The sequence below is a fragment of the Candidatus Kapaibacterium thiocyanatum genome, from assembly GCA_001899175.1.
GTDB lineage: Bacteria > Bacteroidota > Ignavibacteria > Kapaibacteriales > Kapaibacteriaceae > Kapaibacterium > Kapaibacterium thiocyanatum.
Map to the genome: position 1 here is coordinate 485153 of MKVH01000024.1, position 22731 is coordinate 507883.

At 59.7% G+C, this 22731-nt stretch carries 20 protein-coding genes; 7 read left to right on the plus strand and 13 right to left on the minus strand.

Annotation, left to right across the window (positions count from 1 at the left end; all coding sequences use genetic code 11):
- Window positions 1-19 precede the first annotated feature (19 nt).
- The 6 genes from BGO89_10660 to BGO89_10685 are packed head-to-tail and all read right to left on the minus strand — an operon-like array spanning window position 20 to window position 5682.
- Entirely contained in the window at window positions 20-1789 is a 1770-nt protein-coding gene (locus BGO89_10660) for a hypothetical protein (protein ID OJX56974.1), read from the minus strand.
- A complete protein-coding gene (locus tag BGO89_10665; GenBank protein ID OJX57355.1) occupies window positions 1789-3471 on the minus strand; it encodes a hypothetical protein in 1683 nt (560 codons plus the stop codon). Before BGO89_10665 ends, BGO89_10660 begins: the two co-directional genes overlap by 1 nt.
- 10 nt (window positions 3472-3481) lie before the next feature.
- Window positions 3482-4102 (minus strand): 2,3-bisphosphoglycerate-dependent phosphoglycerate mutase, encoded by a 621-nt coding sequence (locus BGO89_10670; GenBank protein ID OJX56975.1) that lies wholly within the window; start codon window positions 4100-4102, stop codon window positions 3482-3484.
- Window positions 4103-4118: 16 nt separating this feature from the next.
- Window positions 4119-4523 (minus strand): methylmalonyl-CoA epimerase, encoded by a 405-nt coding sequence (locus BGO89_10675; protein OJX56976.1) that lies wholly within the window; start codon window positions 4521-4523, stop codon window positions 4119-4121.
- Window positions 4520-5290 carry a hypothetical protein gene (locus BGO89_10680; protein ID OJX56977.1) on the minus strand — a complete coding sequence of 257 codons (771 nt, stop codon included), beginning with the start codon at window positions 5288-5290 and terminating at the stop codon, window positions 4520-4522. Before BGO89_10680 ends, BGO89_10675 begins: the two co-directional genes overlap by 4 nt.
- A complete protein-coding gene (locus BGO89_10685) occupies window positions 5290-5682 on the minus strand; it encodes an aspartate 1-decarboxylase (GenBank protein OJX57356.1) in 393 nt (130 codons plus the stop codon). Before BGO89_10685 ends, BGO89_10680 begins: the two co-directional genes overlap by 1 nt.
- A gap of 88 nt (window positions 5683-5770) precedes the next feature.
- On the opposite strand from BGO89_10685, the gene BGO89_10690 reads away from it, so the two are divergent.
- A complete protein-coding gene (locus BGO89_10690; protein OJX56978.1) occupies window positions 5771-6103 on the plus strand; it encodes a hypothetical protein in 333 nt (110 codons plus the stop codon).
- 34 nt (window positions 6104-6137) lie between these two features.
- Here BGO89_10690 and BGO89_10695 read toward each other — a convergent pair whose 3' ends face one another.
- A complete protein-coding gene (locus BGO89_10695; protein ID OJX56979.1) occupies window positions 6138-6569 on the minus strand; it encodes a hypothetical protein in 432 nt (143 codons plus the stop codon).
- 123 nt (window positions 6570-6692) lie between these two features.
- Here BGO89_10695 and BGO89_10700 point away from each other — a divergent pair, with 123 nt between their 5' ends.
- Both BGO89_10700 and BGO89_10705 read left to right on the plus strand, forming a co-directional pair.
- Entirely contained in the window at window positions 6693-7982 is a 1290-nt protein-coding gene (locus BGO89_10700; GenBank protein ID OJX56980.1) for a kynureninase, read from the plus strand.
- Complete coding sequence (locus BGO89_10705; GenBank protein OJX56981.1) at window positions 7976-8767, plus strand: 23S rRNA (guanosine(2251)-2'-O)-methyltransferase RlmB; 792 nt, start codon at window positions 7976-7978, stop codon at window positions 8765-8767. The genes BGO89_10700 and BGO89_10705 overlap by 7 nt, the downstream gene beginning before the upstream one ends.
- A gap of 639 nt (window positions 8768-9406) precedes the next feature.
- Here the strand turns inward: BGO89_10705 and BGO89_10710 are convergent.
- Window positions 9407-12784 carry a hypothetical protein gene (locus tag BGO89_10710; protein ID OJX56982.1) on the minus strand — a complete coding sequence of 1126 codons (3378 nt, stop codon included), beginning with the start codon at window positions 12782-12784 and terminating at the stop codon, window positions 9407-9409.
- Between the two features lie 2 nt (window positions 12785-12786).
- Here BGO89_10710 and BGO89_10715 point away from each other — a divergent pair, with 2 nt between their 5' ends.
- On the plus strand, window positions 12787-12975 hold the full coding sequence (locus tag BGO89_10715; GenBank protein OJX56983.1) for a hypothetical protein: 189 nt from the start codon (window positions 12787-12789) through the stop codon (window positions 12973-12975).
- 44 nt (window positions 12976-13019) lie between these two features.
- Here BGO89_10715 and BGO89_10720 read toward each other — a convergent pair whose 3' ends face one another.
- Both BGO89_10720 and BGO89_10725 read right to left on the minus strand, forming a co-directional pair.
- Window positions 13020-13598, minus strand: coding sequence for a hypothetical protein (locus tag BGO89_10720; GenBank protein OJX56984.1), 579 nt, complete (start codon window positions 13596-13598; stop codon window positions 13020-13022).
- Window positions 13595-14248 carry a hypothetical protein gene (locus tag BGO89_10725; protein OJX56985.1) on the minus strand — a complete coding sequence of 218 codons (654 nt, stop codon included), beginning with the start codon at window positions 14246-14248 and terminating at the stop codon, window positions 13595-13597. The genes BGO89_10720 and BGO89_10725 overlap by 4 nt, the downstream gene beginning before the upstream one ends.
- Window positions 14249-14382: 134 nt before the next feature.
- Here BGO89_10725 and BGO89_10730 point away from each other — a divergent pair, with 134 nt between their 5' ends.
- The 3 genes from BGO89_10730 (at window position 14383) to BGO89_10740 (ending at window position 18648) form a co-directional block, all read left to right on the plus strand.
- Window positions 14383-15888: a lysine--tRNA ligase gene (locus tag BGO89_10730; GenBank protein ID OJX56986.1), complete on the plus strand. Its 1506-nt coding sequence runs from the start codon at window positions 14383-14385 to the stop codon at window positions 15886-15888.
- 61 nt (window positions 15889-15949) lie between these two features.
- Complete coding sequence (locus BGO89_10735) at window positions 15950-16951, plus strand: hypothetical protein (GenBank protein ID OJX57357.1); 1002 nt, start codon at window positions 15950-15952, stop codon at window positions 16949-16951.
- The gene (locus BGO89_10740; protein ID OJX56987.1) at window positions 16948-18648 is read left to right on the plus strand and encodes a hypothetical protein; all 1701 of its coding nucleotides are present in this window, start codon (window positions 16948-16950) and stop codon (window positions 18646-18648) included. Before BGO89_10735 ends, BGO89_10740 begins: the two co-directional genes overlap by 4 nt.
- Here BGO89_10740 and BGO89_10745 read toward each other — a convergent pair.
- Genes BGO89_10745 through BGO89_10755 form a run of 3 tightly spaced genes read right to left on the minus strand, consistent with a single transcriptional unit; the run spans window position 18628 to window position 22697 of the window.
- The gene (locus BGO89_10745; protein OJX56988.1) at window positions 18628-20496 is read right to left on the minus strand and encodes a hypothetical protein; all 1869 of its coding nucleotides are present in this window, start codon (window positions 20494-20496) and stop codon (window positions 18628-18630) included. The genes BGO89_10740 and BGO89_10745 overlap by 21 nt on opposite strands.
- Window positions 20497-20530: 34 nt before the next feature.
- Window positions 20531-21676 carry a hypothetical protein gene (locus tag BGO89_10750; GenBank protein OJX56989.1) on the minus strand — a complete coding sequence of 382 codons (1146 nt, stop codon included), beginning with the start codon at window positions 21674-21676 and terminating at the stop codon, window positions 20531-20533.
- Window positions 21669-22697, minus strand: coding sequence for a magnesium and cobalt transport protein CorA (locus BGO89_10755; protein ID OJX56990.1), 1029 nt, complete (start codon window positions 22695-22697; stop codon window positions 21669-21671). Before BGO89_10755 ends, BGO89_10750 begins: the two co-directional genes overlap by 8 nt.
- Between the last annotated feature and the right edge of the window lie 34 nt (window positions 22698-22731).

The window sequence follows — 22731 nt, forward strand, 5'->3', positions numbered from 1 at the left end:
GTCGTTCTCAGGTATACCGTCAGTTGCCTGCCAACGGATTTGGCAGGATGGGCGGTTTGGGGAAGTCGCCTTCGATCGGCTTGATCTCGATGTCCTCGAAGAGAAGATCGGGTGTGGCCATCGTGGCGATGGTGTACGACGAGCCTCCCGTGAGGAAGGCCGGATTCACGGCCGGTGCCAGGAGATTGTGCACGCGTGTCGTGCGCCCCGTCGCGATGATGTCCTTGAAGATCGACGCCGAGAGGCCTGCCGCTTCCGTACCGCGGATCAGCTCTTCGCGGCCATCGGGATAGAGGCGATAGGCTTCCACGATGCCCATCTTGCTTTCGCCTTGCGGAATCGGGAAGTCCGTTCCCATCATCGGGAAGATGCCCGTGAACAGCAGGTTCTGGTTCAGTGCCTTGCGGACGATGATTCCATAGGGAAGGTCACGGTCCTTGACGAGCTTGAGAAGGCGTGTCTTCAGGCCCTTGTCGTCCAGTGCGCGCTTGTTGTCGTTGTTCATGAACTCGATGACGCTGACCATGGCCGCACCGCCGCGTTGATGTCCGTTGCTGATGCGGATGCGTTTGGTCGGCACGCGTGACGACAGGAGGGTCTTGAGATAGCCCTTGTCGACGAGTGCGACATCCATCGCCCTCATGCCTTCGTCGTCGATCAGGTAGTGTCCGGCCACGGGCTGTCCACCGATGGTTTTCTGCGACGGTACGGCGCGTGCGGACATGAATTCGGGCAGTACACGACCACCGATCTTGTTCTGGAAGGCCTGATACCGGTCGTTCGTCGAGAAGCCTCCGTCGGATAACGGAGAGCGTTGGGCGACGAGATTCGGAGCGAAGACCTGCGCCACGATCTCGCCTGCGGCCTGGCCTTCGAAGAGGACGGGGCCGGAATACGCTTCGATGGTCGGGGCCTTCACGATGGACGTGAGCGTCCTGGCCATCGCTTCGGCGGCACGCAGCAGGGAGTCCTTCGTAGGAAGGTCGCCCGGCCGTATGGAATAGGCGGCATAGGTCTCGGCGACGGGCATGCCGTCCGATGCTTGCGAAGCTGCGATCATCTCCACGCCGCAGAACACGTCGAACTTGTGTGCGCGGCGTCCTTCGGAGTTGACGTAGTAGACTTCTTCGGGAACGAATTCGAATCCTACGCGCGAGCTCTGGATGTCGGGATAGTTCTTGAAGATGCCGGATGCTTCGACGCAGAGACGTCGTGCATCGCCGACGGATGCGGTCAGTTGTCCGTTATCGAGGTCCGTCAGTTCCTCGGGAGCCATGTAGAAGAAGTCCCACGTCGTATCGGTACGCGTGCGGTTCTTGATGGCGGCCTGTTTCTTGGCATAGAGTTCGACGGACTGCTTGTAGCAGGCATCGGTCGCGAGCCAGAGTTCACGGCGCAGGTTCTCGTAGTTCATCTCGAACGGAATGCTGCGGTTGCGGAACGATTCCTCGTCGTCGCTGCTGCCGAAGAAGCCGAGGCCGACGTCGAAGAAATTCGTGTTGTCGAAGCGCGGACCACCGACCCTGATCTTGACGTTGACGGTGGCGGTGGTGCCGGAGTCGATGTCCTCGACGTTGCCGAGGATGGCGTGGCAGCCCACGCGGCGGCGCAGGGTGAGCGTGTATTCCATGTGATAGGGACGTTCCAGATCACCGAGCTTCAGTTCCATCATGTTCCGCCGCATCTCGTCGTCGAGAGCACGGATGATGAGCTTGGGATCGGGCTGTGCTGCCTGGGCCGAAGCCCAGAGTCCTGCCATCGCGAGTACGGACGCGGCGAATGAACGCATCATGGATGGCCCTCCTTGTGTGTCGTCGACGGGTCGGCGAGAATCGGAGGCTTGGCCTGCGACTTCTGTTTCTTCTGTACTTCGATGGTGCTGACGAGCAGGCTGGGCGCGCTGGCGCTCACCGGTACGCCACCGGATTCGGCACCGCACACGCCGTTGAAGATGCCCGTGTCGTCCGCCGCGGCCACGATGTTATTGAACGTCGTCAGCGGCGTGCCGATGAGGTCGACACCGCGTACGAGTTCGTCCGGACGTCCGTCGGCGAAGATCTTGTAGACGACGAGGGGCTGGACGTTGAAGGCATTGGGAACCGTACGTCCGGTAAAGGTGAAGCCGCCCTGGATGTCGTCGAACAGCAGGCCGAATTCCTTGCCCTGCTTCCTGCATTCGGCGCGCAGCATGGCGCGCAGGGAGTCCAGCGGTACCTTCTTCTGCGCTTCGACGATGAGATTGGACTGACGCGAGACGCAACGATAGCCTGCCTGACGGCGGCCGTGGCCATTGCTGTTCGTGAAGTTCTCGATGGGTGAGCGGGACATCAGGAAGTTGCGGAAGACTCCGTTCTCGACGGCCACGACGCGTTGCCCGGGGATGCCTTCGTCGTCGTACTGATAATAACCGACGATATCATGATCCGCGAGTTGCTTCCTGGTCGGGTCGAAGACGACGTTGATGAAGTCGGGCAGGATCTTCTTGCCCAGGAAGGGCTTGAAGGTCTGGCTCGAATTGGCGTCCTTCTGGCGGTGCCCCTCCACACGATGACCGAAGATCTCGTGGAAGAAGACGCCCGCGCTGCGGCCGGACAGGATGGCGGGTCCCGAATAGGTCTCCATGAGCGGCGCATTGCGCAACCGGAGACAGAGGTCGATCATGGAGCGCACGTCCTTCTTCATGTCTTCCAGCGAGGGCAGGCCCTCGGGAGTGAAGGCCGAATAGCTCTTGTACAGGGGAAGCGACATCCCGTCGTCGGCCTTGGCCTTGACGATGACGAACATCTTCACGATCGGTTCGATCGTACGGATGACAGAGCCTTCGCTATTGACGAAGTACTTCGTCAGGTAGTCGGCCTGGAAGGTGACGCGTCCGGTGTAGAGATCGGGATTGCCGAGGCACATCGCCGAAAGGTTGCGGACGATGCCCTTCCATCCGAGCGTGTCGAAGGCGAAGTCGACAGGATTGTCGAGATGATGGTAGGCCTTTTCGTGCGACATGTCTGCCGACGTATCCTCTTCCTTCACCTTGACCTGCCTGTTGGTGAGGACCTTGCCAAGGCGCTCTTCGGCGGCCTTGTATGCTCGGTCCGTCGTGGACCATATCAACGAACGGATGGCCGCTTCGTCGTCTTCCAGCGGCAGGGTCACACCGCGGGTACCCCGGCCGAACTCGTAGGCCACACCGCGGATGGGGCGGGTGTTGTCGAGATCGTACGAACCAACGCGCAGGTCCACATCCAGGACGCGCCGTACGGTATGGTTGTCGTATTCGAGCGACCCGAACGACGCGGCGAACTGCGTGGTCCGGGTTTCGGTAACGGCATAGGAGAGGAAGTAGGGTGGATTGGGCTGCGAGGCGAGCTGGCGCATCGAGCGGTCGAGCTCGGTCTTCATCGCACGGAGGATCACGGATTCGTTCTGGGCACGCGTGATACCGGTTGCGAGGAGAAGCCCGAGAACGACTGGCAGGGCTAGTGATTTATGCATGCGCTGGATTGAGCATGGTCCTCGAAAGGACATGGAGAGATGAATCCAGTTCGTACCTGATAGGTATACCGGTGGGGATTTCGACCTTCAGAATTTCTTCGGGCGACAGACCTTCGATCTTCATGATGAGGGCGCGGAGCGAGTTCCCGTGCGCCACGACGAGGATGTTGGAGCCGCTTCGCAGCAGGGGCGCGATGGTTCCGTCGAAGTAGGGGATGACGCGTGCCTGCGTGTCCTTCAGCGATTCGCCGTTCGGGGGAGCGATGTCGTAACTGCGACGCCAGATATGTACCTGGTCGTCACCGTACTTGTCCGCCGTTTCCTTCTTGTTGAGGCCCTGCAGGTCGCCGTAGTGACGTTCGTTCAGGGCCTGGTCGCGCATGATGGGCAGGCCGTGTTTTCCGGCGGCTTCCAGGGCGATGTCGGCCGTGCGGATGGCGCGCAGCAGCACCGACGTGAAGACGTTGTCGACGGGAACGTCCGCGAGCGAGGCTCCGGCGCGGGCAGCTTCCTGCTCACCCTTGGGAGAGAGATTGACGTCGACCCAGCCCGTAAATCGATTTTCGAGATTCCACTGTGATTCGCCGTGGCGAAGAAGGGTCAGAGTCGGCATGGGCGTACGGGGAGAACTAGTGATTGGGAGAGCAGAGCTCCATCAGCACACCACCTGTCGACTTCGGATGAAGGAAGGCGATGAGCATGTCGTGGGCACCTGCCTGTGGAGTCGTATTGATCAGGCGGATACCATCGGCGTTCAAACGCGTCAGATCATCGTCGATTGTATCCGTCCGGAAGGCGATATGATGGATGCCCTCGCCGCGTTTGTCGAGAAAGATGGCGATGGGGGATTGGTCGTGCAGGGGAGCCGTGAGCTCGATACGGACGTCGCCGACGAGGAAGGAAGCGATGTCCACTCCCTGATCCTGTACCTGCTCCCTGTGGAAGTCCGTAACGGCGAAGATCCTGCGATAGAGCTCCATGCTCGCTTCGAGATCACGCACGGCGATACCGATATGGTCGACGGCCGATATCATGCCGTCGTATCGCGGAGTGTCAGCATGTCGGCGGCGCGCTGAAGGTCATCCATGGTGTTGATGCCGTGGAGTTCCTCCCAGTTCGATGTATGGAAAGCGTGAACGCGCTTCCCGTCCGCCTGCAGGATGCCGATGATGTCCGTCAGGTAGTATTCGCCCTGGACGTTACCGTTTCGTACGAGGTCGAGCGCGGGGAACAGGTCGGCCGAGCGGACGATGTAGATGCCGGAGTTGATTTCTCCGATGGCACGCTGGGCTTCCGATGCGTCCTTGTGTTCGACGATGCTCCGGAGATTGCCATCGGCGTCGCGGACGATCCGCCCGTATCCCGTCGGATCCGATACCGTGGTCGTCAGAACCGAGATGTCGGCTTCGGCTGTACGGTGATCCTGAAGGAAGGCTTCGAGCGTCTCCGCGGTCAGAAGGGGAACGTCGCCCGAAAGGATCAGGACGTCGACGTCCTTGTCTCCCAGTTCCGTCCGCGTCTGCTGTACGGCATGTCCCGTGCCGAGCTGTTCGCTCTGGACGACGCAGACGGCCGATGGATCGTGACCTGCGACGAAGTTCCGGACGGCGTCGCGCTGGTGGCCGACGATGACGACGACATGGGAAGGATCCAGCACACGGGCCTGATCGAGGACGTAGGCGAGGAGCGGACGATCGTGCAACGGGGCCAGGACCTTTGCCTTGTCGGGATTCCCCATGCGTTTGCCCTTGCCCGCTGCGAGGATCGCTACGGCGAGGGGGCGGCGTTCATGGTCGACCATCAGTGATGCCCCATGGACGTATAGGCCTCGACGCTCTGCGATGTGGAGACGATGTCGTTGTTCTTGTCGACGAGGACGACGGTCGGATGGTAGGCACGTGCCTCGGCATCGGGCATCGTCGTATAGGAGATGATGATGACTTCGTCACCGATATGACCCTTGCGCGCGGCCGCACCGTTGAGACAGATGTCGCGGTTGCCGCGGATTCCGGGGATGACGTAGGTTTCGAACCGTTCACCGTTGTTGATGTTGACGACCGACACCTTCTCGTAGGCGATCAGATCAGCGGCTTCCATCAGATCTTCATCGATCGTCAGGCTGCCTTCATAATACAGATCCGCCTGCGTGATGCGGGCACGATGAAGCTTCGACTTGAACATGACGCGGTTCATGGATTCCTCGCGACGAGTATGGCGAACCACAAAACTATGGATTTTCCCGTGTTAGGACGAACGACGGGGGCCCTTCGTATCTTTGGGGATGATTATTCCGCTGTCGAAACTTGCCCATGCCCGCAGTGGCGATAAAGGTGATGCCGCGAACTGCGGCGTGATCGCATTCAAGGAAGAATGGTATCCCCTGCTACGCGACATCCTTACCGTGGAACGCGTCAAGGCTCACTTCGAGGGTCTCGCCCTCGGGCCCGTGGAGCGGTATGAACTACCCAACCTGTGGGCCATCAATTTCGTGCTGCACAATACGCTCGGCGGCGGTGGGACCGTTTCGCTCAAGCTCGATGCCCAGGGCAAGACGATCGCTTCGGCCATGCTGCTGATGAACGTCGAGGTGCCGGACGATCTCGTCGTGGACTGATGCCGGATGGCCGGTGACGGCAAGGCGGACCTCGTTATCTGGGCCGCAGCGGGCTGCCGAGACCACAGACGGATTCCAGCGAATTCATGATCGGGCGCATCCATTCCTTGACTTCGTCGCCGGACCATTTCTTGTCCCAGGTCTGGGTCACGTCGCTCCCGTCCAGACGCTCGGAAACGCTCGATACGTGGATCACGACCGTATCTCCGGTATGCTTGACCTTCCACGTGCGGATAAGCGACACGTACCGGTACAGCACCTGGTATGTGGTGTCCTGCGCTTCCAGATAGCCATCCTCGTCCCTGCGCTCGGTGATGGTATAGCCGTTCCTGTCGAAGACCCCAGCCGCCTGTTCGATGAAATTCTTCGGACCTGCCTCGCAATACATCTTCATAGGACGTGGTTTGTCGAGATAGCCGCAGGCGCCGACGGTAATGGCGACGACGAGAGGAAGTAGGATGGACAAAGAGCGTTGGATTCGTAGGCGCATGTGTTGTTGTTCCGTGCAATCTTGCGTCGAAAATAGCCTGTACGACGGAAACGACCGACTTTTGACCTTTTTGTTTCTTCTGATCTTCACATGCCTGTCATGACCCCACCAGAACACGCATCCGGTCTGCCCGAATACGCCCGCAGTATGGATGCTGCCGACGAGCTCGCTTCGTTCCGGCAGCGATTCCACTTCCCGCTGCACGACGGCCGCCCCGTCCTGTATTTTTGCGGCAATTCCCTCGGTCTGCAGCCGGTATCCACGAAGGATGCCGTCCTGGCCGAGCTGGACGACTGGAAAACCTATGGTGTGGAAGGACACTTCCATGCCCGTCATCCATGGTTCTCCTACCACCGGATGTTCCGCGAGCCGCTTGCCACCATCGTCGGTGCGAAGCACCACGAAGTGGTGGCCATGAATACGTTGACGGTGAACCTCCATCTCATGATGGTTTCCTTCTACCGTCCTACGGCATCACGATACAAGATCATCATGTCGGGTTCGGAGTTCCCGTCCGACCGCTATGCCGTGGAAAGCCAGATCAGACTGCACGGATTCGATCCGGAACAGGCCATGATCGAGATCCAGCCCGAGCCCGGTGCATCGTGGCTGAAGACGGAACAGATCGTCGCTGCCATCCGTGAACACGGAGATGCGACGGCCCTCGTACTGTTCAGTGGGGTGCATTTCTACAGTGGACAGTTCTTCGACCTGGCGGCCATCGCTGCCGCTGCACACGAAGCAGGAGCCAAGGTAGGGTTCGATCTCGCCCACGCGGTGGGCAACGTCGAGCTCTCGCTGCACGACTGGAATGCCGACTTCGCCGTCTGGTGCTCCTACAAGTACCTGAATTCGGGTCCGGGTGGTGTTGGCGGCGTCTTCGTTCATGAACGCCATGCCGACGATCGCGAGCTTCAGCGTCTCGCGGGATGGTGGGGTAACGAGGAGTCCACGCGGTTCGCCATGGAGCATGGCTTCGTGCCGACATACGGTGCCGACGGCTGGCAGTTGAGCAATGCCCAGATCCTTGCCATGGCGGCACATAAGGCCTCGCTCGACATCTTCATGGAAGCAGGTATGCAGCGCCTGGCAGCCAAACGTACGGCGCTTACGAACCTCCTCGAACGTGTCGTCGACGATATCGCGTCGACGTTCAGCGGTATGCGTATCATCACACCCCGCGACGCATCGCAGCGTGGAGCTCAGCTCAGCATTCTCTTCGACAATCATGGACGTGCCATCTTCGAAGCACTCGTGGCACGTGGCGTCGTCGTCGACTGGCGTACGCCGAACGTCATCCGTGTCGCTCCCGTTCCCTTGTACAATTCCTATTCGGATGTCGTGGCCTTCGGCGACATCCTCCGCGACGTGGTGGCGTCGATATCGTGAGTGAACTCCCTACAGAACTTGATCCCGCGCGGTACGTCGTCGGACGTCGTGCCGTTGCCGAAGCACTTGCCGCACGTACTCCGCTGGAGAAGATATTCCTGAGCTATGGTGGCGAGGACGGACCGATGGCGGAGCTGCGCATCGCCGCGAAGCGTGCCGGTATCACATGCAGCGTGATGGACCGCCGGAAATTCGGCGCACTGGAAGCCGCACTTGGTCTGGGCCGCAACGATGCCCAGGGTGTGATCGCTCTTCGTCCTCTGCGTACTGCGCTTACGCTCGAGCGGCTGGTCGAGGATGCGCTGGCTTCCAATCCTGCACCGCTGCTCGTGGCGCTCGACGGCATCACCGATCCGCACAACCTCGGAGCGATCGCACGATCCGCCGAATGTGTGGGTGCTGCAGGACTCATCCTTCCCGTAAAATTCACGGCGCCGATCACACCCGCTGCCGTCAAGGCTTCTGCCGGTGCGCTGGAGTTGCTTCCCGTGGCGCGTGTGCAGCGGATGTCCGAAACGCTGGCGCACCTGCGTGCTTCCGGATGGCGCATCATCGGCACCGCCATTCCGGCCGATGCATCGTACGACGCCGCGCATACGTACGATGGTCCCGTCATCATCGTGATCGGCAGTGAAGGCGAGGGACTTCACCCTCGCGTGCAGGCGGAATGCGACGTCGTGGTGACGATTCCCATGCTCGGACGCGTCGCGTCGCTGAACGCTTCCGTCGCTGCTGGCGTCGTGCTGTTCGAAGCACAACGTCAACGCAGATCGACCACGCATTGAAGCACTGCACAAACAAAAAACCCTACGCTTGGTGAGGGGCGTAGGGCTATGAGGGGGTTATATTCGGTTGCTACAGCAGCGTAGTGCAACTGCTGCAGGGTTCCGATGTCACGTTATTGCGTAAAACGATAATCGAGAGGATTTCGTGTATACTATTATGCCCAGATACCGGAAATCCGTTTCGAGTTTCCTAGGTCAATATACCATTTTTCCTCTATGCCGGACAGTAGTATTTATTAGGATGTTATTAGTCGGAGCCCGGCCGTCCCGCATTGAAAACACAGGCCATTACTGACATTCCGGGCCGTTGCGGGTATCTCGGACGTAGTTGTACGTAGGCACTCCTGTTCCGTCGTCTGTCGAAGGTATGCCATCCTCGTCACGCCGATATCTCGACATCCGGTCGTCCATATCCGAATTCCATGTTCAGGATTCATTCACGATACGGCGCTTCCTTCCGGCGTTGTCGTGAAATACCACGACAAGTCGTTATCTGCGATCCGCACGAAGTGTCGATCGTAAACGCGGTTATTATTTCGTGTGGCGTAACTACATAGGGATACCTGCCGCCGAAAGGCATTCCCAAAAGGAAAGGAATCCGATCCATCGGCAGACGAAACGGGATCGCTTCTCCGGATATCAATGCATGACAGTGACGGACGTGGACACGGTACCCCCGAACGTACGGATGTGGACTCTATAGATGCCGTCCGGAAAGCGGGAAACGTCGATCGGCGACGAAAACGATCCTTCTCCGACGACCCGACCCAACACGTCGACCAACATATATGTGCCGGGTTCACCTGCAGGCAACGATATATGCAGTGCGCTCGATACCGGATTCGGATAGATATCGAACGATGTATGCGGGTCTCGGGGCTCCGGATTGCTGGCCGCATCTCCATCCTTGACGAATCGTAACCAGTTGATGTTGAACAGCCCCTGATCACCACGATCGGAGCTTGCGACGAAGAAGTAGCTGTGCGTGGTCGACGTTCTGGGGATGGCTGTGCGGACCGTATGCCAGTTCTGATATCCTCCCGTCACGCCGGTGAGATCGATCCGCGCCAGGCGTTCGCCACCGAGATTGTCGGCATGGATGTCGAGGTATCCGCCGGTGACGGTCGCATAGCGTAGGTCGATGGCCGTGACGCCATGCAGGTTCAATGGCGATATCACGAAGTAGTCGTGCTGATCGATGAAGCCGGCGTTCAAACCGCCTCCGGTGTCCATGCATTCTTCCAGGACGATGCCGTTCAGGACGTCGGCATGCTCGACCTGCACCATGGGCGGACGCAGCACGACACCCGTTCTTGCCGAGAGGGAGGGAGCTTCACCGATGGAGGAATCGGATACCCTGGCCGTTACGACACCATAGATGTTCGCATTCTCGCCATGGCCTTCGATGTCGGGTGGGTGTAACGTTCCTGCGGGACCATAGGTCAGGTCAAGGGGATGGGCATGGTCGTCATGGCCCAACGAGAACTGGACGACGATGTCTTCGTCGCGTATCGGCAGGGCATCGGGATCGATGGCTTCCACCCGATAGTCGATGCGATCGCTCAATCCGACAACTTCGCCTTCCATCGGGCTGACGAACCATATGGTCGGCGCTGTATTGCCAGCGACGATTTCCATGGTGGCAGTAGCGACGTTACCACTGTCATCGACGACGCGCAGGACGGGGCTGTACAGGCCGGCTTTCGTGAAGGTATGGGTCGGATCGGGCCGCGTATCGTCCGTCGATCCGTCACCATCGAAGTCCCATTCATAGCGTGCGATACTGCCCGTCGATCGTGTTCCGATGAAGGTCACGTCGAGTGGAAGCTTGCCATCGGTGACGGATGCGGTGATTCTGGCCTGCAGAGGGCCGACCGTATTATGCAGAGAGGTCAATCTGAATAGCGAACCGCTGGCCGTACGTCCGGTCTTATCCCTCCATCCCAGTGCATACAGTTCTCCGTTGGGAGTCGTCGTGATGTCGATGATGCCCACGGAATCCTTGTCGTCATAGATTGGGATGACCTTCAGGATGTTGCGATCGTCATCGAGGATCACGGCCCGGAGATTGCACCGCACGAAGTCGTAGGCCAGCAGTGTGGTGTGGAAGAACGGCTGCAATGCGTATCGGGACGTAGTGCCTTCGGAAGCATGCGGAATGATGCCGACGGCGACGCACCTGCCTCCCGTTCCGAAATCATCGGAGACGTATGCAGGTGAGTAGGCATACCAGACGGCGGCCGCGACAGCCGGCGGCAATGTGGTCAGACCGGTATTGTTCGGTGACGTGTTCACCGGCGATGCTGTGTCCTTCCTGCCTCCGGAAAACAGATAGCCACGATTGGCGCCGACGAAGTAGGGCCAACCGAAGTTGGCCGCATGCGCTGTATGGTTGATCTCGTCATAGCCCATCGGACCGTGCTTCGGATCGTCCTTCGCCGCATCGGGGCCGACGTCGGCTACCCACAACGAGCCGTTCGTCGGATCGAGGGTCATGCGGAACGGGTTGCGCAAGCCCATGGCGTAGATCTCGGGTCTGGTACCGGCCGTCCCGGGAGGGAAGAGATTACCTTCGGGAATCTCGTATCCCGTATCGGTAGGGCGGATGCGAAGCACCTTGCCGCTCAGGGAGTTCGTATTCGCCGATGTGCGCTGGGCATCGTACTGTGCACGTCCTGCCGCCGAGTCGACGGGCGCGAAGCCGCCGGAAGAGAAGGGAACGGTATTGTCGCCGAGTGAAATGAAGAGCGTACCGTCCGGGGCCATGGCCATATCACCACCCGAATGACAGCAGACACCACCATCGAACGGTATCCGCAGGATGGTATCGGCGGACCTCAGCTTTCGGATTCCCGCATCGTACACCGATCGGATGATGGAATACTGTCCGACGACCGGATCGGCATGCAGGAGAAAGAGCGTTCCATTCGTGCGATAGTCGTGGCCGAGTACCATACCCAGGGCGCCATTCTCGCCTGCGATCGGGATTCCGGCATTCGCGACCGTCGTCATCGTACCGGTTCTGGAATCCATGTGGACGAGTTTGCCGTTGCGGTGCAGGATGAGGAATTCGGTGTCGGACAGGGCCTCTATCTGCACGGGCTGATCGAGATTGTCGGCCAGTACGGTCTTGGCGTAGGTCGCATGTACCGTGGCCGTCGCATCCGAGCGATCGTTGCCAGCTGCCCATACGAGACCGTTGTAGACGTGTTCGACGAAGTCCGCTTCCCTGTAGCTCTCGGATGTATGTCCCATGGCCGTATACCATGAACGACCACCGTCCACATGATGACACCAGGAAAGGGGATGATCGTATCCCATCGACCCGCCTTGATACGATCTCTCGTTCAGTGAAGCCAGTACGTGAACCTGTCCGCGCGGATTGGACCTGAAATTGTACCATTCGTCGTTGCGTTTCCAGCGTCGTGGCAGATGCGAGGTGCTGCTGTGGAGATTGTCCTCCACGAGGACTTCCGCCTGTTGTATCTCGGGATGATGGGAGAAGTAGGTGCCGACGAGTCGTCCGTACCATGGCCAGTCGTATTCGGTATCGCTCGCCGCATGGATGCCCAGATACCCGCCACCGTCGCGGATGTAGTTCTCGAAGGCATGCTGCTGGGCGGCGTCGAGGACGTTGCCCGTCGTGCTCAGGAATACGACGACGTCATATCGCGAGAGTGTATCCGCCGCGAACATGCGGGCGTCTTCCGTGAACCGGACCGTGAACCCGCGTTCCGCTGCCAGACGATCGAACATGTCGATGCCGTCGGCGATGGAGGGATGCCGGTAGCCCGTCGTTCTACTGAAGACGAGGATATGGAGATCGGTCTCGTGACCATAGGATGGGTAGGCCCACAGGACCGCCGACAACAGGGCCAATACCCGGATGAGCGGGGAGGGAGTGCACATGATGGAACGCGTCGTAATGGATAGCAGTTGTATCGATCGGAGTGTCGATGTGAAGGAATGTCTGACAGTCGTATGTGTATCGTACCGGACGGCGGTCGAACGTGACATCGGTGCGGATCGGATGCACGCTCGTCATATCCTACGGGTGTCCGGCCGTACGACGGTCGTTCGTAGTCGTGGTCGTCACGCGGTCTATCGTGCCAACGGACCTGCTACGTCGGTATGTCTCTATGATGATCGGTGGATACGAGAGGAATCCACGGGTGCTCGTGCCGTTCGGTTGCCGTCATCCGGGATGACGTCGACGTCCGTTCCTCGTATCGATACCGAAGTATCCGAATCGTCACAAGGTGTGGACGATGATGCCGTCGAGCAGAACGGAGCACATGACGCGTACGGTCGGGAGGGGGAGGTCGGAGACCTGGCGGGCATCGGGGTGAAGGAGGTCGTCGATGCCGAGCATGATGACGACGACGGCGACGTCGAGGTTTACGGTCCTGCGTATGATGCCGCAGGCGATGCCTCTGTCGAGTATGGTCTTCAGTCGTTCCGTCAGGAACCTGCGCCGCTGCCGCTGGATCCGTGCGGTGAGAACGGGATCGGACTGTTCGAGATCGCGCATGATGAGGCGTGAATAGGTCCCGTTCATCCGCACGATCATCTGGATGAGGTCCATGAATTCCTGCCGGAAGGTCCGGGCGTCGAAGGAACACGCTCCGATGAACGTGGTGAGCGCTCGTCCGTTGCGCAGCAGGGACTGGACGATGATGTCCGATTTCTTCGGGAACAGTTCGTACAGCGTCTTCTTGGAGATACCTACCGCACGGGCGATCTCTTCGGTGGTGACGCGCTGGTATCCGAACTGGAAGAACATCCGTTCGGCCGTGTCGAGGCAGCGGGTGAAGACGGGGTCGATCGTCATACGGCGGCCTCCGATGCGACGTTCGTATGATCTGCGAGGCCGTGGATGAAGATGCCCATGAAGCCTCGATAGAGATCGACGGCCTGGAGGTTCGTATCGGAAAGGAGGGTGTGGTCCAGGCAGCGCGTCAGCATGGCCGTATAGATGGCGAGGAGCTGCTCGGCGGAAATATCCTTGCGGATGGCGTTGTCCTGGAGGCCTTCGAGGACGAGGGTCCTGAATCGCATCAGGCGTTCGGCATACCAGTGTCGAAGTTCGTCCCAGGCGACCGGAGCGCTACGCTGCAGGTCCTCGATATGGGTACTGGAATTGATGCGTGCGAACTGTCCGCTGACGAGCCCCTGGAGACGATCGAGGCGTTCGACGAAGTTGCCGGACCGGTCATCGTAGATCGGATCGACGATCGATGCCGTGCGGGTCATGCTCATCCGGACGACTGCGAGGATGAGGTCCTCCTTCGTCTGGAAGAGGCGATAGAGCGTTTTCTTCGAGATGCCTGCCGTTTTCGCAATGGTATCGGCCGTCGTCGCGGTATAGCCCCGTTCGGCGAACAGTCGCTCACCGATCTCCATGAGACGTGCGCGGAGCTGGATGTCCGCAGCCGTTCTAGGATCCATTTCCTGTGCCGGACCGTATTCGTCTTCCACCATGCGCAAACATACGCCCTTGCCGAAGGCCCGCGCAATGGCAAAAACCCGTATCCGAGCGATACCGGCCCCGGCCATCAGGCGCCCAACTCGTATCTTTGCGCTTTGTCCCGAACGACCGTTATCACGAGAAGGCCATGGCTGTACAAGAACGCAACGAACAGGAATTGCGCCGTCTGGAAGAACTGCATCTTCTGCGCGAACAAGGAGTGAATCCCTATCCGGTATCCTTCGCGAAAACGCACGATGCCGCCCGGATCCTGCAGGAGTTTTCCGATGACGATCCCACTCCGCTCGAACGCGTGGCGGTGGCCGGACGTATCATGACGATGCGACGGATGGGAAAAGCTTCGTTCTGCCATATCCAGGACCATAGCGGTCGTATCCAGGTCTATCTCAAGAAGGACGATCTGGGCGACGCCTACGACCGTCTGAAGCTGTTCGACATCGGCGACATCGTCGGTATCGAAGGCTTCGCCTTCCGTACCAGGATGGGTGAGATCAGCGTCCATGCCCGTTCGTTCGAACTCCTGACCAAGTCCGTCACGCCCATTCCCGTCGCCAAGGAAGAAGTGGACGAAGCGGGCAACGTGACACGATACGATGCCTTCACGGACAAGGAGCACCGGTATCGTCGCCGCTATCTCGACCTCATCGTCAATCCGGAAATCAAGGATACGTTCCGCAAGCGTGCACGGATCATCACGACGATGCGGCGCTACTTCGACGAGCGCGGCTGGCTGGAAGTGGAGACGCCGATCCTGCAGCCCCTCTATGGTGGCGCTACGGCACGTCCGTTCGTGACGCATCATAACACGCTCGGCGTCGATCTCTATCTGCGTATCGCCGACGAGCTCTATCTCAAGCGTCTGATCGTCGGAGGCTTCGAAGGCGTCTACGAGATATCGAAGAATTTCCGGAACGAGGGGATGGACAAGACCCACAATCCGGAATACACGGCCATGGAAATCTACGTGGCCTACAAGGACTACCAGTGGATGATGGACATGACGGAAGACATGCTCCATACCATCGTCATGGACGTGAACGGTTCCGAGAACGTGACGTTCCAGGAGATGGACTTCTCCTTCGCGAAGCCCTTCCGCAGGGTCCGCATGTTCGATCTGTTCTCCGAGCATACCGGCATGGACCTGAAGGGCCGTTCGCGCGAAGAGTTGTTGGCTGCCGCCCGTTCGCTGGACGTCGACATCGATCCGAAGGCCAGCGCAATGAAGATCCTCGACGAGATATTCAGCGTGAAGGTACAGCCGCATCTTGTCCAGCCCACGTTCGTCACGGACTATCCCGTCGAAATGTCTCCGCTCGCCAAGGCACATCCAACGGAGGCGGGGCTCGTAGAGCGATTCGAGCTCTTCATCAACGGTAACGAGCTGGCCAATGCCTTCTCCGAGCTGAACGACCCTGTCGACCAGCGTCAGCGTCTCGAAGATCAGGCGCGTATCCGTGCGGATGGCGACGACGAGGCCATGGTGGTGGACGAGGACTTTCTCCATGCCATCGAAGTGGGCCTGCCGCCGACGGCCGGACTCGGCGTGGGCATCGACCGTCTCGTCATGCTGCTCACCAACAACGATTCCATTCGCGACGTCGTCTTCTTCCCCCAAATGAGGCCGGAGGCCTGACGGAATGGGCTATACGCCGGTTTCGGGAGAGGCTCTGCCTCGCGTGGGTAAGCGTTCGCCGATGTGGCTGCACGCCCTGTTGTTCGTGCTGACGTTCGCGTCGACCATGCTGGCAGGTACGGCATGGATCGGGCAGAACTGGCTCGAGGTGACGAACATCACGCACGGTCTTACCTATGCCGTGCTCCTCATGCTCTTCCTCAGCGCACACGAGTTCGGTCATTATATCGCCGCGCGTCGACACGGCGTGGATGTCTCCCTGCCGTACTTCATACCGATGCCGCTCCTCTGGTTGTTGCCGTTCGGTACGATGGGAGCCGTCATCCGTACACGGCAGGCCATTCCCTCGCGCACGGTGCTGTTCGACATCGGTGTGGCTGGCCCGCTGGCCGGTTTCGTCGTCTGCCTCGCCATCCTTGCCGTCGGTTTCGCCACGTTGCCGCCGATCGACTATCTGTATCAGATCCATCCGGAATACCGTATGAACGGTATGCTGACGACGGGGATGTACTTCGGCGATACGATCGTCTTCAGCGCCATGCGCAGCGTCTTCGCACAGGGCGCTTCCTTCATTCCGCCGATGAACGAGATCTATCATTATCCGTTTCTCTGCGTAGGCTGGTTCGGACTGTTCGTGACGGCGCTCAACATGCTGCCGTTCGGTCAGCTCGACGGTGGTCATGTGCTCTATGCGCTGATCGGCGAGCGTCAGTTCCGCGTGGCACGCATCCTCTGGTGGTGTCTGTTCGTCGCGGGAATGCTTTCCCTGCTCGGCGTGGTGCAGGAGCTTTTGTCCGAGCCGTCACCCGAGGGCTTCGTGATCTGGCTGCAGCATTCGATCCTGCCCGCCCTCGACGCGATGAAACGAACGATTCCATGGATGTTCACCCTCGGTGACGGATGGCTGATCTGGGCCATTCTCATCCGGTTCGTGATACGTATTCCGCATCCGCCCGTCGCGGATGACGTTCCGTTGAGCCCGACGAGGAAGATCGTCGGCTGGTTCGCCATCGCCGTCCTCATCGTGAGCTTCACTCCACGCATGATCTACTTCGTACAATGACGGCCCGGCATCATACCGTCGCTGCCGCGATCCTGGCCCTGACGGGATTGTTCCTGCTGCGTCTTGCAGGACAGGAGATCCAGCCCTGGGATGAGGGCCTGTACGCCGTCCGCGCGGAGAGCATCGTCCGTTACGATGCGTGGTGGGATCAGACGCCCCATGCTCTTGGCGGTCTGTATTCGTCCACACCGCCACCGATGGTCCCGTGGGTCGGCGCCATGATGATTCGCGTGATGGGGCCGACGCCTCTTGCCGTGCGCCTGTTCTCCGCACTGTGTGCCGGGATGTCGCTGTGGCTCATCTTCCTCATCGCACGCAGGTTCATGAGCTTCGACCATGCCGTTCTCGCGATGTGCATGCTTGCGGGGACGTTGCCGTGGTTGCTGTACGGACGTCAGATGATGACGGAAGTACCGCTCATGACGTTCGTGCTGGCTGCATTCTGGGCAGCGCTCCGGATGCATGAACGCAAGGACCGTGGCGATGCATGGAAGGATGGTGCGATCTTCGCCGCAGTGTTCGCCGCGGCGTTGTTGACGAAGATGGTCGTATCCCTGCTGCCGCTGCTGTTCCTCGTACCATACGTCGTCGATGTCAGGAAGGATGTGAAGGGGCTTGCGAAGGCGCTCTGGCCGGCAGTGGCGGGAATCCTTCTGGCCCTGCCGTGGTACCTCTCCATGGTCTCGCACTATGGCGATCAGTTCTGGCTCGCACTCACGGTGCCGCATATGACGACGGCAGTGGAAGGGAACGGTCGTCAGCTCGGTGCTCTGTACTACGTCAATCAACTCCTCGTCGGACACGCCCTTTCCGTCGTGGCCTTCGTCTACGTCATGATGGCCGTCGTGTGGCGATCGATGCTGCCGGCGCGGACACAGCGGGGAGCGATCCTCGCCGTCGCATGGTTCGTGGCCGGTCTGCTGATCTTCAGTATCGCCGCGACGAAGAATCCGCACTATACCGTCATACTCGTTCCGGCCGTCGTCCTCGTGGCCGTGTACGGCCTGGAGCGCATGCTCACGGGATGCGTACGCCGTATGATCGTGGCAGTCTATGGTCTCGTGTCGGCCGTGACGTTATGGTCGCTGCTTTCCTTCGTGCGGATAGGGATGCGTACGATGTTCGTCGACATGCGCGTGATGCTCGTCGTGGTCTTCATGGCCGCGCTCGTCATTCTGCCGCTCGTCCTGCCGCGCCGTCTCGTGGATCGTCTTTCCGTCCAGGGATATCGCACTGTGATCTACGGAGCATGTGCCATCATGATCCTTCGCTGCGTGGCAGTCGTCATGCTCGGACGCCCCGATGACATCGAAGGAGGCAAGGCGGTGGCCGAAGCACTGAAGGAGCGCACGGCCCATACCTTCGTCTATCTCTATCACCGGCAGAATGCCGGCGATGCCTTCAATCCGCAACTCGCCTGGTATACGAAGGGCTGGATGGCCGGATGGAACGAAGGATATACCTACACGCCCGTCGCACTGAATGCGCGTACGGCCGACGAGTCCACGCTCATCGCCCTCATCGCTTCGGGCAAGCAGCTCGTCGTCTACTACCATCCGGGCATATCGAAGGAAGTGCAGGCCTCCGTCGCATCGACGCTCGCCATCGGCTATGTGCCGCTGGAAATGCAGACGCCGCACTATACGGTCTTCCGCAGACTAGGTCTCGGTGAACGGCTAGCTCCCGGCAGCCGTTGATTCCTTGAACTGGAGCGCATGCAGACGGGCATAGACGCCCTTGCGTTCCAGCAGCTCATCGTGTGATCCTTCCTCGACGATTCGGCCGTGGTCGAAGACGAGAATCCTGTCCGCATGAACGATCGTCGACAACCTGTGTGCGACGATGACGGCCGTCCTGTTCTTCAGCACACCGTTGATGGCATCCTGGACGATTCGCTCCGATTCCGTATCGAGTGCAGACGTGGCTTCGTCGAACAGGAGGACGTCGGGATCGCGATAGAGCGCCCGTGCGATGGCCACACGTTGACGCTGCCCTCCGGAGAGCTTCATGCCACGGTCGCCGATGTTCGTATCGTAGCCTTCCGGCAACGCTCTGATGAAGGTATCCGCGTGCGCGATGCCTGCAGCACGCTCCACGGACGCACGCTCGGCGTCAGGTTCTCCGAGGGAGATGTTGTTGGCGACGCTGTCGTTGAAGAGGATCGTCTCCTGCGAGACCGTTCCAAAGCGCCTCCTGTACGAAGCCAGATCGAAGGCGCGCACGTTCGTTCCGTCGAAGTCGATGGATCCTCGCTGTGGATCGTAGAAGCGCATCAGGAGATCGAGCATCGTGGACTTCCCGCTTCCGCTCGCTCCAACCAGGGCGACGGTTTCCCCGCGCCGGATGGAGAACGATACGTCACGGAGCACGTCCGCGGTTCCGTAGGCGAAGGATACGTTCCTGATGTCGATGGTCCGTTCGAAGGGTAAGGCCTGTTCCGTGCCGGTGACGACGGACGGTTCCTCATCGAGTGTGTTCACGATGTTCGAGGCGGCTACGATGCCGCGCTGCATGCCGGCGATCGTACTGATGGTGACAGAGATGGGCTGCATCAGTCCGAAGAGCAGGAAGAGGAACGTCATGAGATTCGGTGCCGTAAGCTCGCCCCCAGCGAGAGCCGCACCACCGGCGTAGAAGACGGCGACGAGAGCGAGGATGCCGAACGTATCGTTCACGGCCGGAACGAGAGAGAGGACACGTGTGTTCTTCAGTGCCGAGCGCACGAAATGGGCCGTCTGCGTGACGAACTTCCGGATCATCAGCGGTTCGACCGTCAGCGCCTTGATGACGCGGATACCGGTGACCGTTTCCTGAAGCGTGGCCGTGTAGTCCGCCTGGGCATTCTGCATGCGCGCACCGTACCTGCGCAGGAAGGTCGTCGACGTGCGGATGAGGACGAGGCCCAGAAGGCTGATGACGAGAGCGATGGCCGTGAGCTTGGCGGAGATGATCAGCAGCAGTGTGACGTAGATGACGATGGTCGTGATCTCACGCCACAGCGCCGTGATGGAGTTGATGGTGGCGTGGTTGAGGACTCCGACGTCGTTCGTCAGCAACGAGATGATCTCTCCCGTCTTCCTGCGCCCGTAGTATTCCATGGACAGATCGGTCAACTTCATGAACAGGGCGTCGCGAATGGACTTCATGATGCCTTCCTCCAGACGTGTGGAGATGAGGTTGCTCATGTACTTCGTGATGCTGCGGAACAGGAAGAGCAGGAAGATGGCGATGCTCAGATTGCGGATCGTCGTGAAGAAATCCGGAGAGATGAGCAGGCCGTAGATGAAGTTGTCGAAGGATGTCTTCAGCGTCGTTCCTACCTGCGTGACGTTCGGTGGCAGGGCCATCGCTCCCGACGCCGACTGTTGTCCGCTGAACAGCGTCCGGAACACGGGCTCGACGATGGCCAGCGTCAGCGCGTTGAACAGCGAGAAGAGCAGGTTGGCGACGAGGGAGAAGGCGAGGAGTCCACGGAACGGACGAACGAATCGCAGGACGCGAGGAATGAGCTGGCGGGCGGTATAGTTATGTGTGCTTGACGTCACGGGATCGAATCTACGATGAATGAATGGCACCGGCCTACTTCAGCAGTTCCCGGTAGTTGCGGGCATAGGCCTTGATGGCTTCCAGCATGGAAGCGGCGACCTGCTCCTGGCCCTTTTCGCTCGTGATGTATGCTGCATCGCTCTTGTTGGACAGGAAGGCCGTTTCGAAGAGAATGTTCGGCATCGACGCCCCGACGAGGACATAGAATCCGGCCTGGCTTACACCACGGTTCTGAAGCGGCGTACGACGTGATACCTCGCGCTGGATTTTTGCAGCGAGCGTCTCGCTGAGCTGGACGAAGCTGCGCTGCGCCATCGTGGCCATGATCAACTGGTCGGCCGACATGCCCTTGTAGTGCTGCTGGGACCGCTCGAACTGGATGGATGCGTTCTCGCGTGCCGCGACGCGTGCGGCATCGGCATTGCGTCCAGGCCTCAGGATGTACGTTTCGCAGCCATGCGCCGGATGAGGCTTCGTAGGCATGCTGTTGCAGTGGATGCTGATGAACAGCTTGCCACCCGCTTCGTTGGCGATCTCCGTCCTGCGGAAGAGTTCGACGAACGTATCGTCGTCCCGCGTCATCACGATCCGCGTATCGGGCATCGCTTCGCGGATCAGCGTCCTGAGCTTCTTCGCGATGGCGAGGGTGACGTTCTTCTCGAGAGCGCCGTTCGTGCCTTCTGCACCGCCGTCGACGCCGCCATGTCCTGCATCGAGCACGATGACGTCGAGCTCCCATTTCTTCCTGTTGCCCGATGGACGGTTCCGGTCGTCGCCGGGTGGCGATGCCTCCTTGATGAAGGAGAGAGCGACCGTCGACGGGCCTTCTCGTCGCCATGCGACGTCCTTGATTCGCGCCGGTATCGTGATGCGATAGACGAGGATGTCGCGGATGATCTCGTGCCTGATGGCGAGGCCCGCCGCCGTGAGCGTGCTGTCGAGCGTCGCCGCGTGCGTCGCGTTGGGAATGCGGAGGACGACGCTGCGTCCCGTGCGTTCGGGCCGCTGATACTGCTCCAGGCGTGGGCTGCCGGTGATGCGCAGTACGATGGAGTCCGGCATCGCTTCGGCCCGTACCGACGTGATACGGCACGGATTGGCGGCCTGCTGCATGGGTATGGTGAATCCCGTGCAGGCGATCAGGGCGAGCGCGGTGACGATGCGGAAGACGTCAGTCAAGCCAGCCTCGCCGCTTGAAGTAGATGACCATCGAAACGCCGATGACGAGGATGATGGCCCAGATGAGGCTGTAGCCGTACTCCCAGTCGAGTTCAGGCATGAAGTGAAAGTTCATGCCGTAGATGCTGCATATGAAGGTCAGTGGCAGGAAGATCGTGCTGATGACCGTGAGTACCTTCATCACCTGGTTGAGTCGTGCGTTGCTGACGGAGAAGTAGGCTTCCATGACGGACGTCACGCCGTCGCGCGCAGCTTCGAGCTGATCTGCAACGCGGACGAGATGATCGTAAACATTTCTATAATAAACCGATTCATCGAGTGCCACGAGATCGAACTCTCCGCGTGCGAGTCTGTTCACGATCTCGCGCTGGTAGACGACGGTTCGTCGTGCCTCCTGCAGGCGTCGTTTCATGTTCAGGATGCGAGACAACGTCAGCGTCGTGGGCTGCCTGAACACGGTATGCTCGACTTCCTCGATACGGTCTTCGAACATGGTGACGAGCGGCAGATACTGATTGACGAGGTCGTCGAGCAGAAGATGGAGGAGGAAGTCCGGTCCGCGGCGCATCAGGCGATGGTTGATGCTGCACGATTCGCCCAGGGCCCTGATCGGCTGCAGGGACACGGCATGATGCGTGATCAGGACGTTCTCGCCGATGATGATGTTGACCTGCGCCGTCGACGCATAGCGGTAGGACGTGGGGTCGTCGTCATCCGTCTCCTCGTCATGGAGTTGCAGTGCGTGCATGATCACGTAGAGGTAGGAACCGAAGTCCTCGACCTTCGGATGGTGCAGGCGGTCGTCGTCCGACTTCCGGAATGCCCGGTGCATGTCGGCGAGGACGAGTTCATGGACCCGGAACCACGTCCTGAGTACTGTCGTTTCCTCTTCGCTGGTGGGAGTGTCCATGTCCACCCATACCATCGCTCCTTCGGGGAGCTGGCCGAGGTCGATCTCCGTGAGCCGTGCCATGGGGACGATCTCGAAGACGTCTTGACGAAACAAACGAATGGTGATCATGTGCGCTCACGGTAACTTTGCAGCACAAATCTAC

Bases quoted from the DNA above. Each gene is read 5' to 3' on its own strand.
- BGO89_10670 (OJX56975.1), bottom strand. From the start codon at position 4,102: ATGCCGACTCTGACCCTTCTTCGCCACGGCGAATCACAGTGGAATCTC.
- BGO89_10735 (OJX57357.1), top strand. From the start codon at position 15,950: ATGTGGCTGCACGCCCTGTTGTTCGTGCTGACGTTCGCGTCGACCATG.
- BGO89_10720 (OJX56984.1), bottom strand. From the start codon at position 13,598: ATGACGATCGACCCCGTCTTCACCCGCTGCCTCGACACGGCCGAACGG.
- BGO89_10700 (OJX56980.1), top strand. From the start codon at position 6,693: ATGACCCCACCAGAACACGCATCCGGTCTGCCCGAATACGCCCGCAGT.
- BGO89_10680 (OJX56977.1), bottom strand. From the start codon at position 5,290: ATGGTCGACCATGAACGCCGCCCCCTCGCCGTAGCGATCCTCGCAGCG.
- BGO89_10755 (OJX56990.1), bottom strand. From the start codon at position 22,697: ATGATCACCATTCGTTTGTTTCGTCAAGACGTCTTCGAGATCGTCCCC.
- BGO89_10730 (OJX56986.1), top strand. From the start codon at position 14,383: ATGGCTGTACAAGAACGCAACGAACAGGAATTGCGCCGTCTGGAAGAA.
- BGO89_10710 (OJX56982.1), bottom strand. From the start codon at position 12,784: ATGTCACGTTCGACCGCCGTCCGGTACGATACACATACGACTGTCAGA.
- BGO89_10725 (OJX56985.1), bottom strand. From the start codon at position 14,248: ATGGTGGAAGACGAATACGGTCCGGCACAGGAAATGGATCCTAGAACG.
- BGO89_10660 (OJX56974.1), bottom strand. From the start codon at position 1,789: ATGCGTTCATTCGCCGCGTCCGTACTCGCGATGGCAGGACTCTGGGCT.
- BGO89_10740 (OJX56987.1), top strand. From the start codon at position 16,948: ATGACGGCCCGGCATCATACCGTCGCTGCCGCGATCCTGGCCCTGACG.
- BGO89_10685 (OJX57356.1), bottom strand. From the start codon at position 5,682: ATGAACCGCGTCATGTTCAAGTCGAAGCTTCATCGTGCCCGCATCACG.
- BGO89_10690 (OJX56978.1), top strand. From the start codon at position 5,771: ATGATTATTCCGCTGTCGAAACTTGCCCATGCCCGCAGTGGCGATAAA.
- BGO89_10675 (OJX56976.1), bottom strand. From the start codon at position 4,523: ATGATATCGGCCGTCGACCATATCGGTATCGCCGTGCGTGATCTCGAA.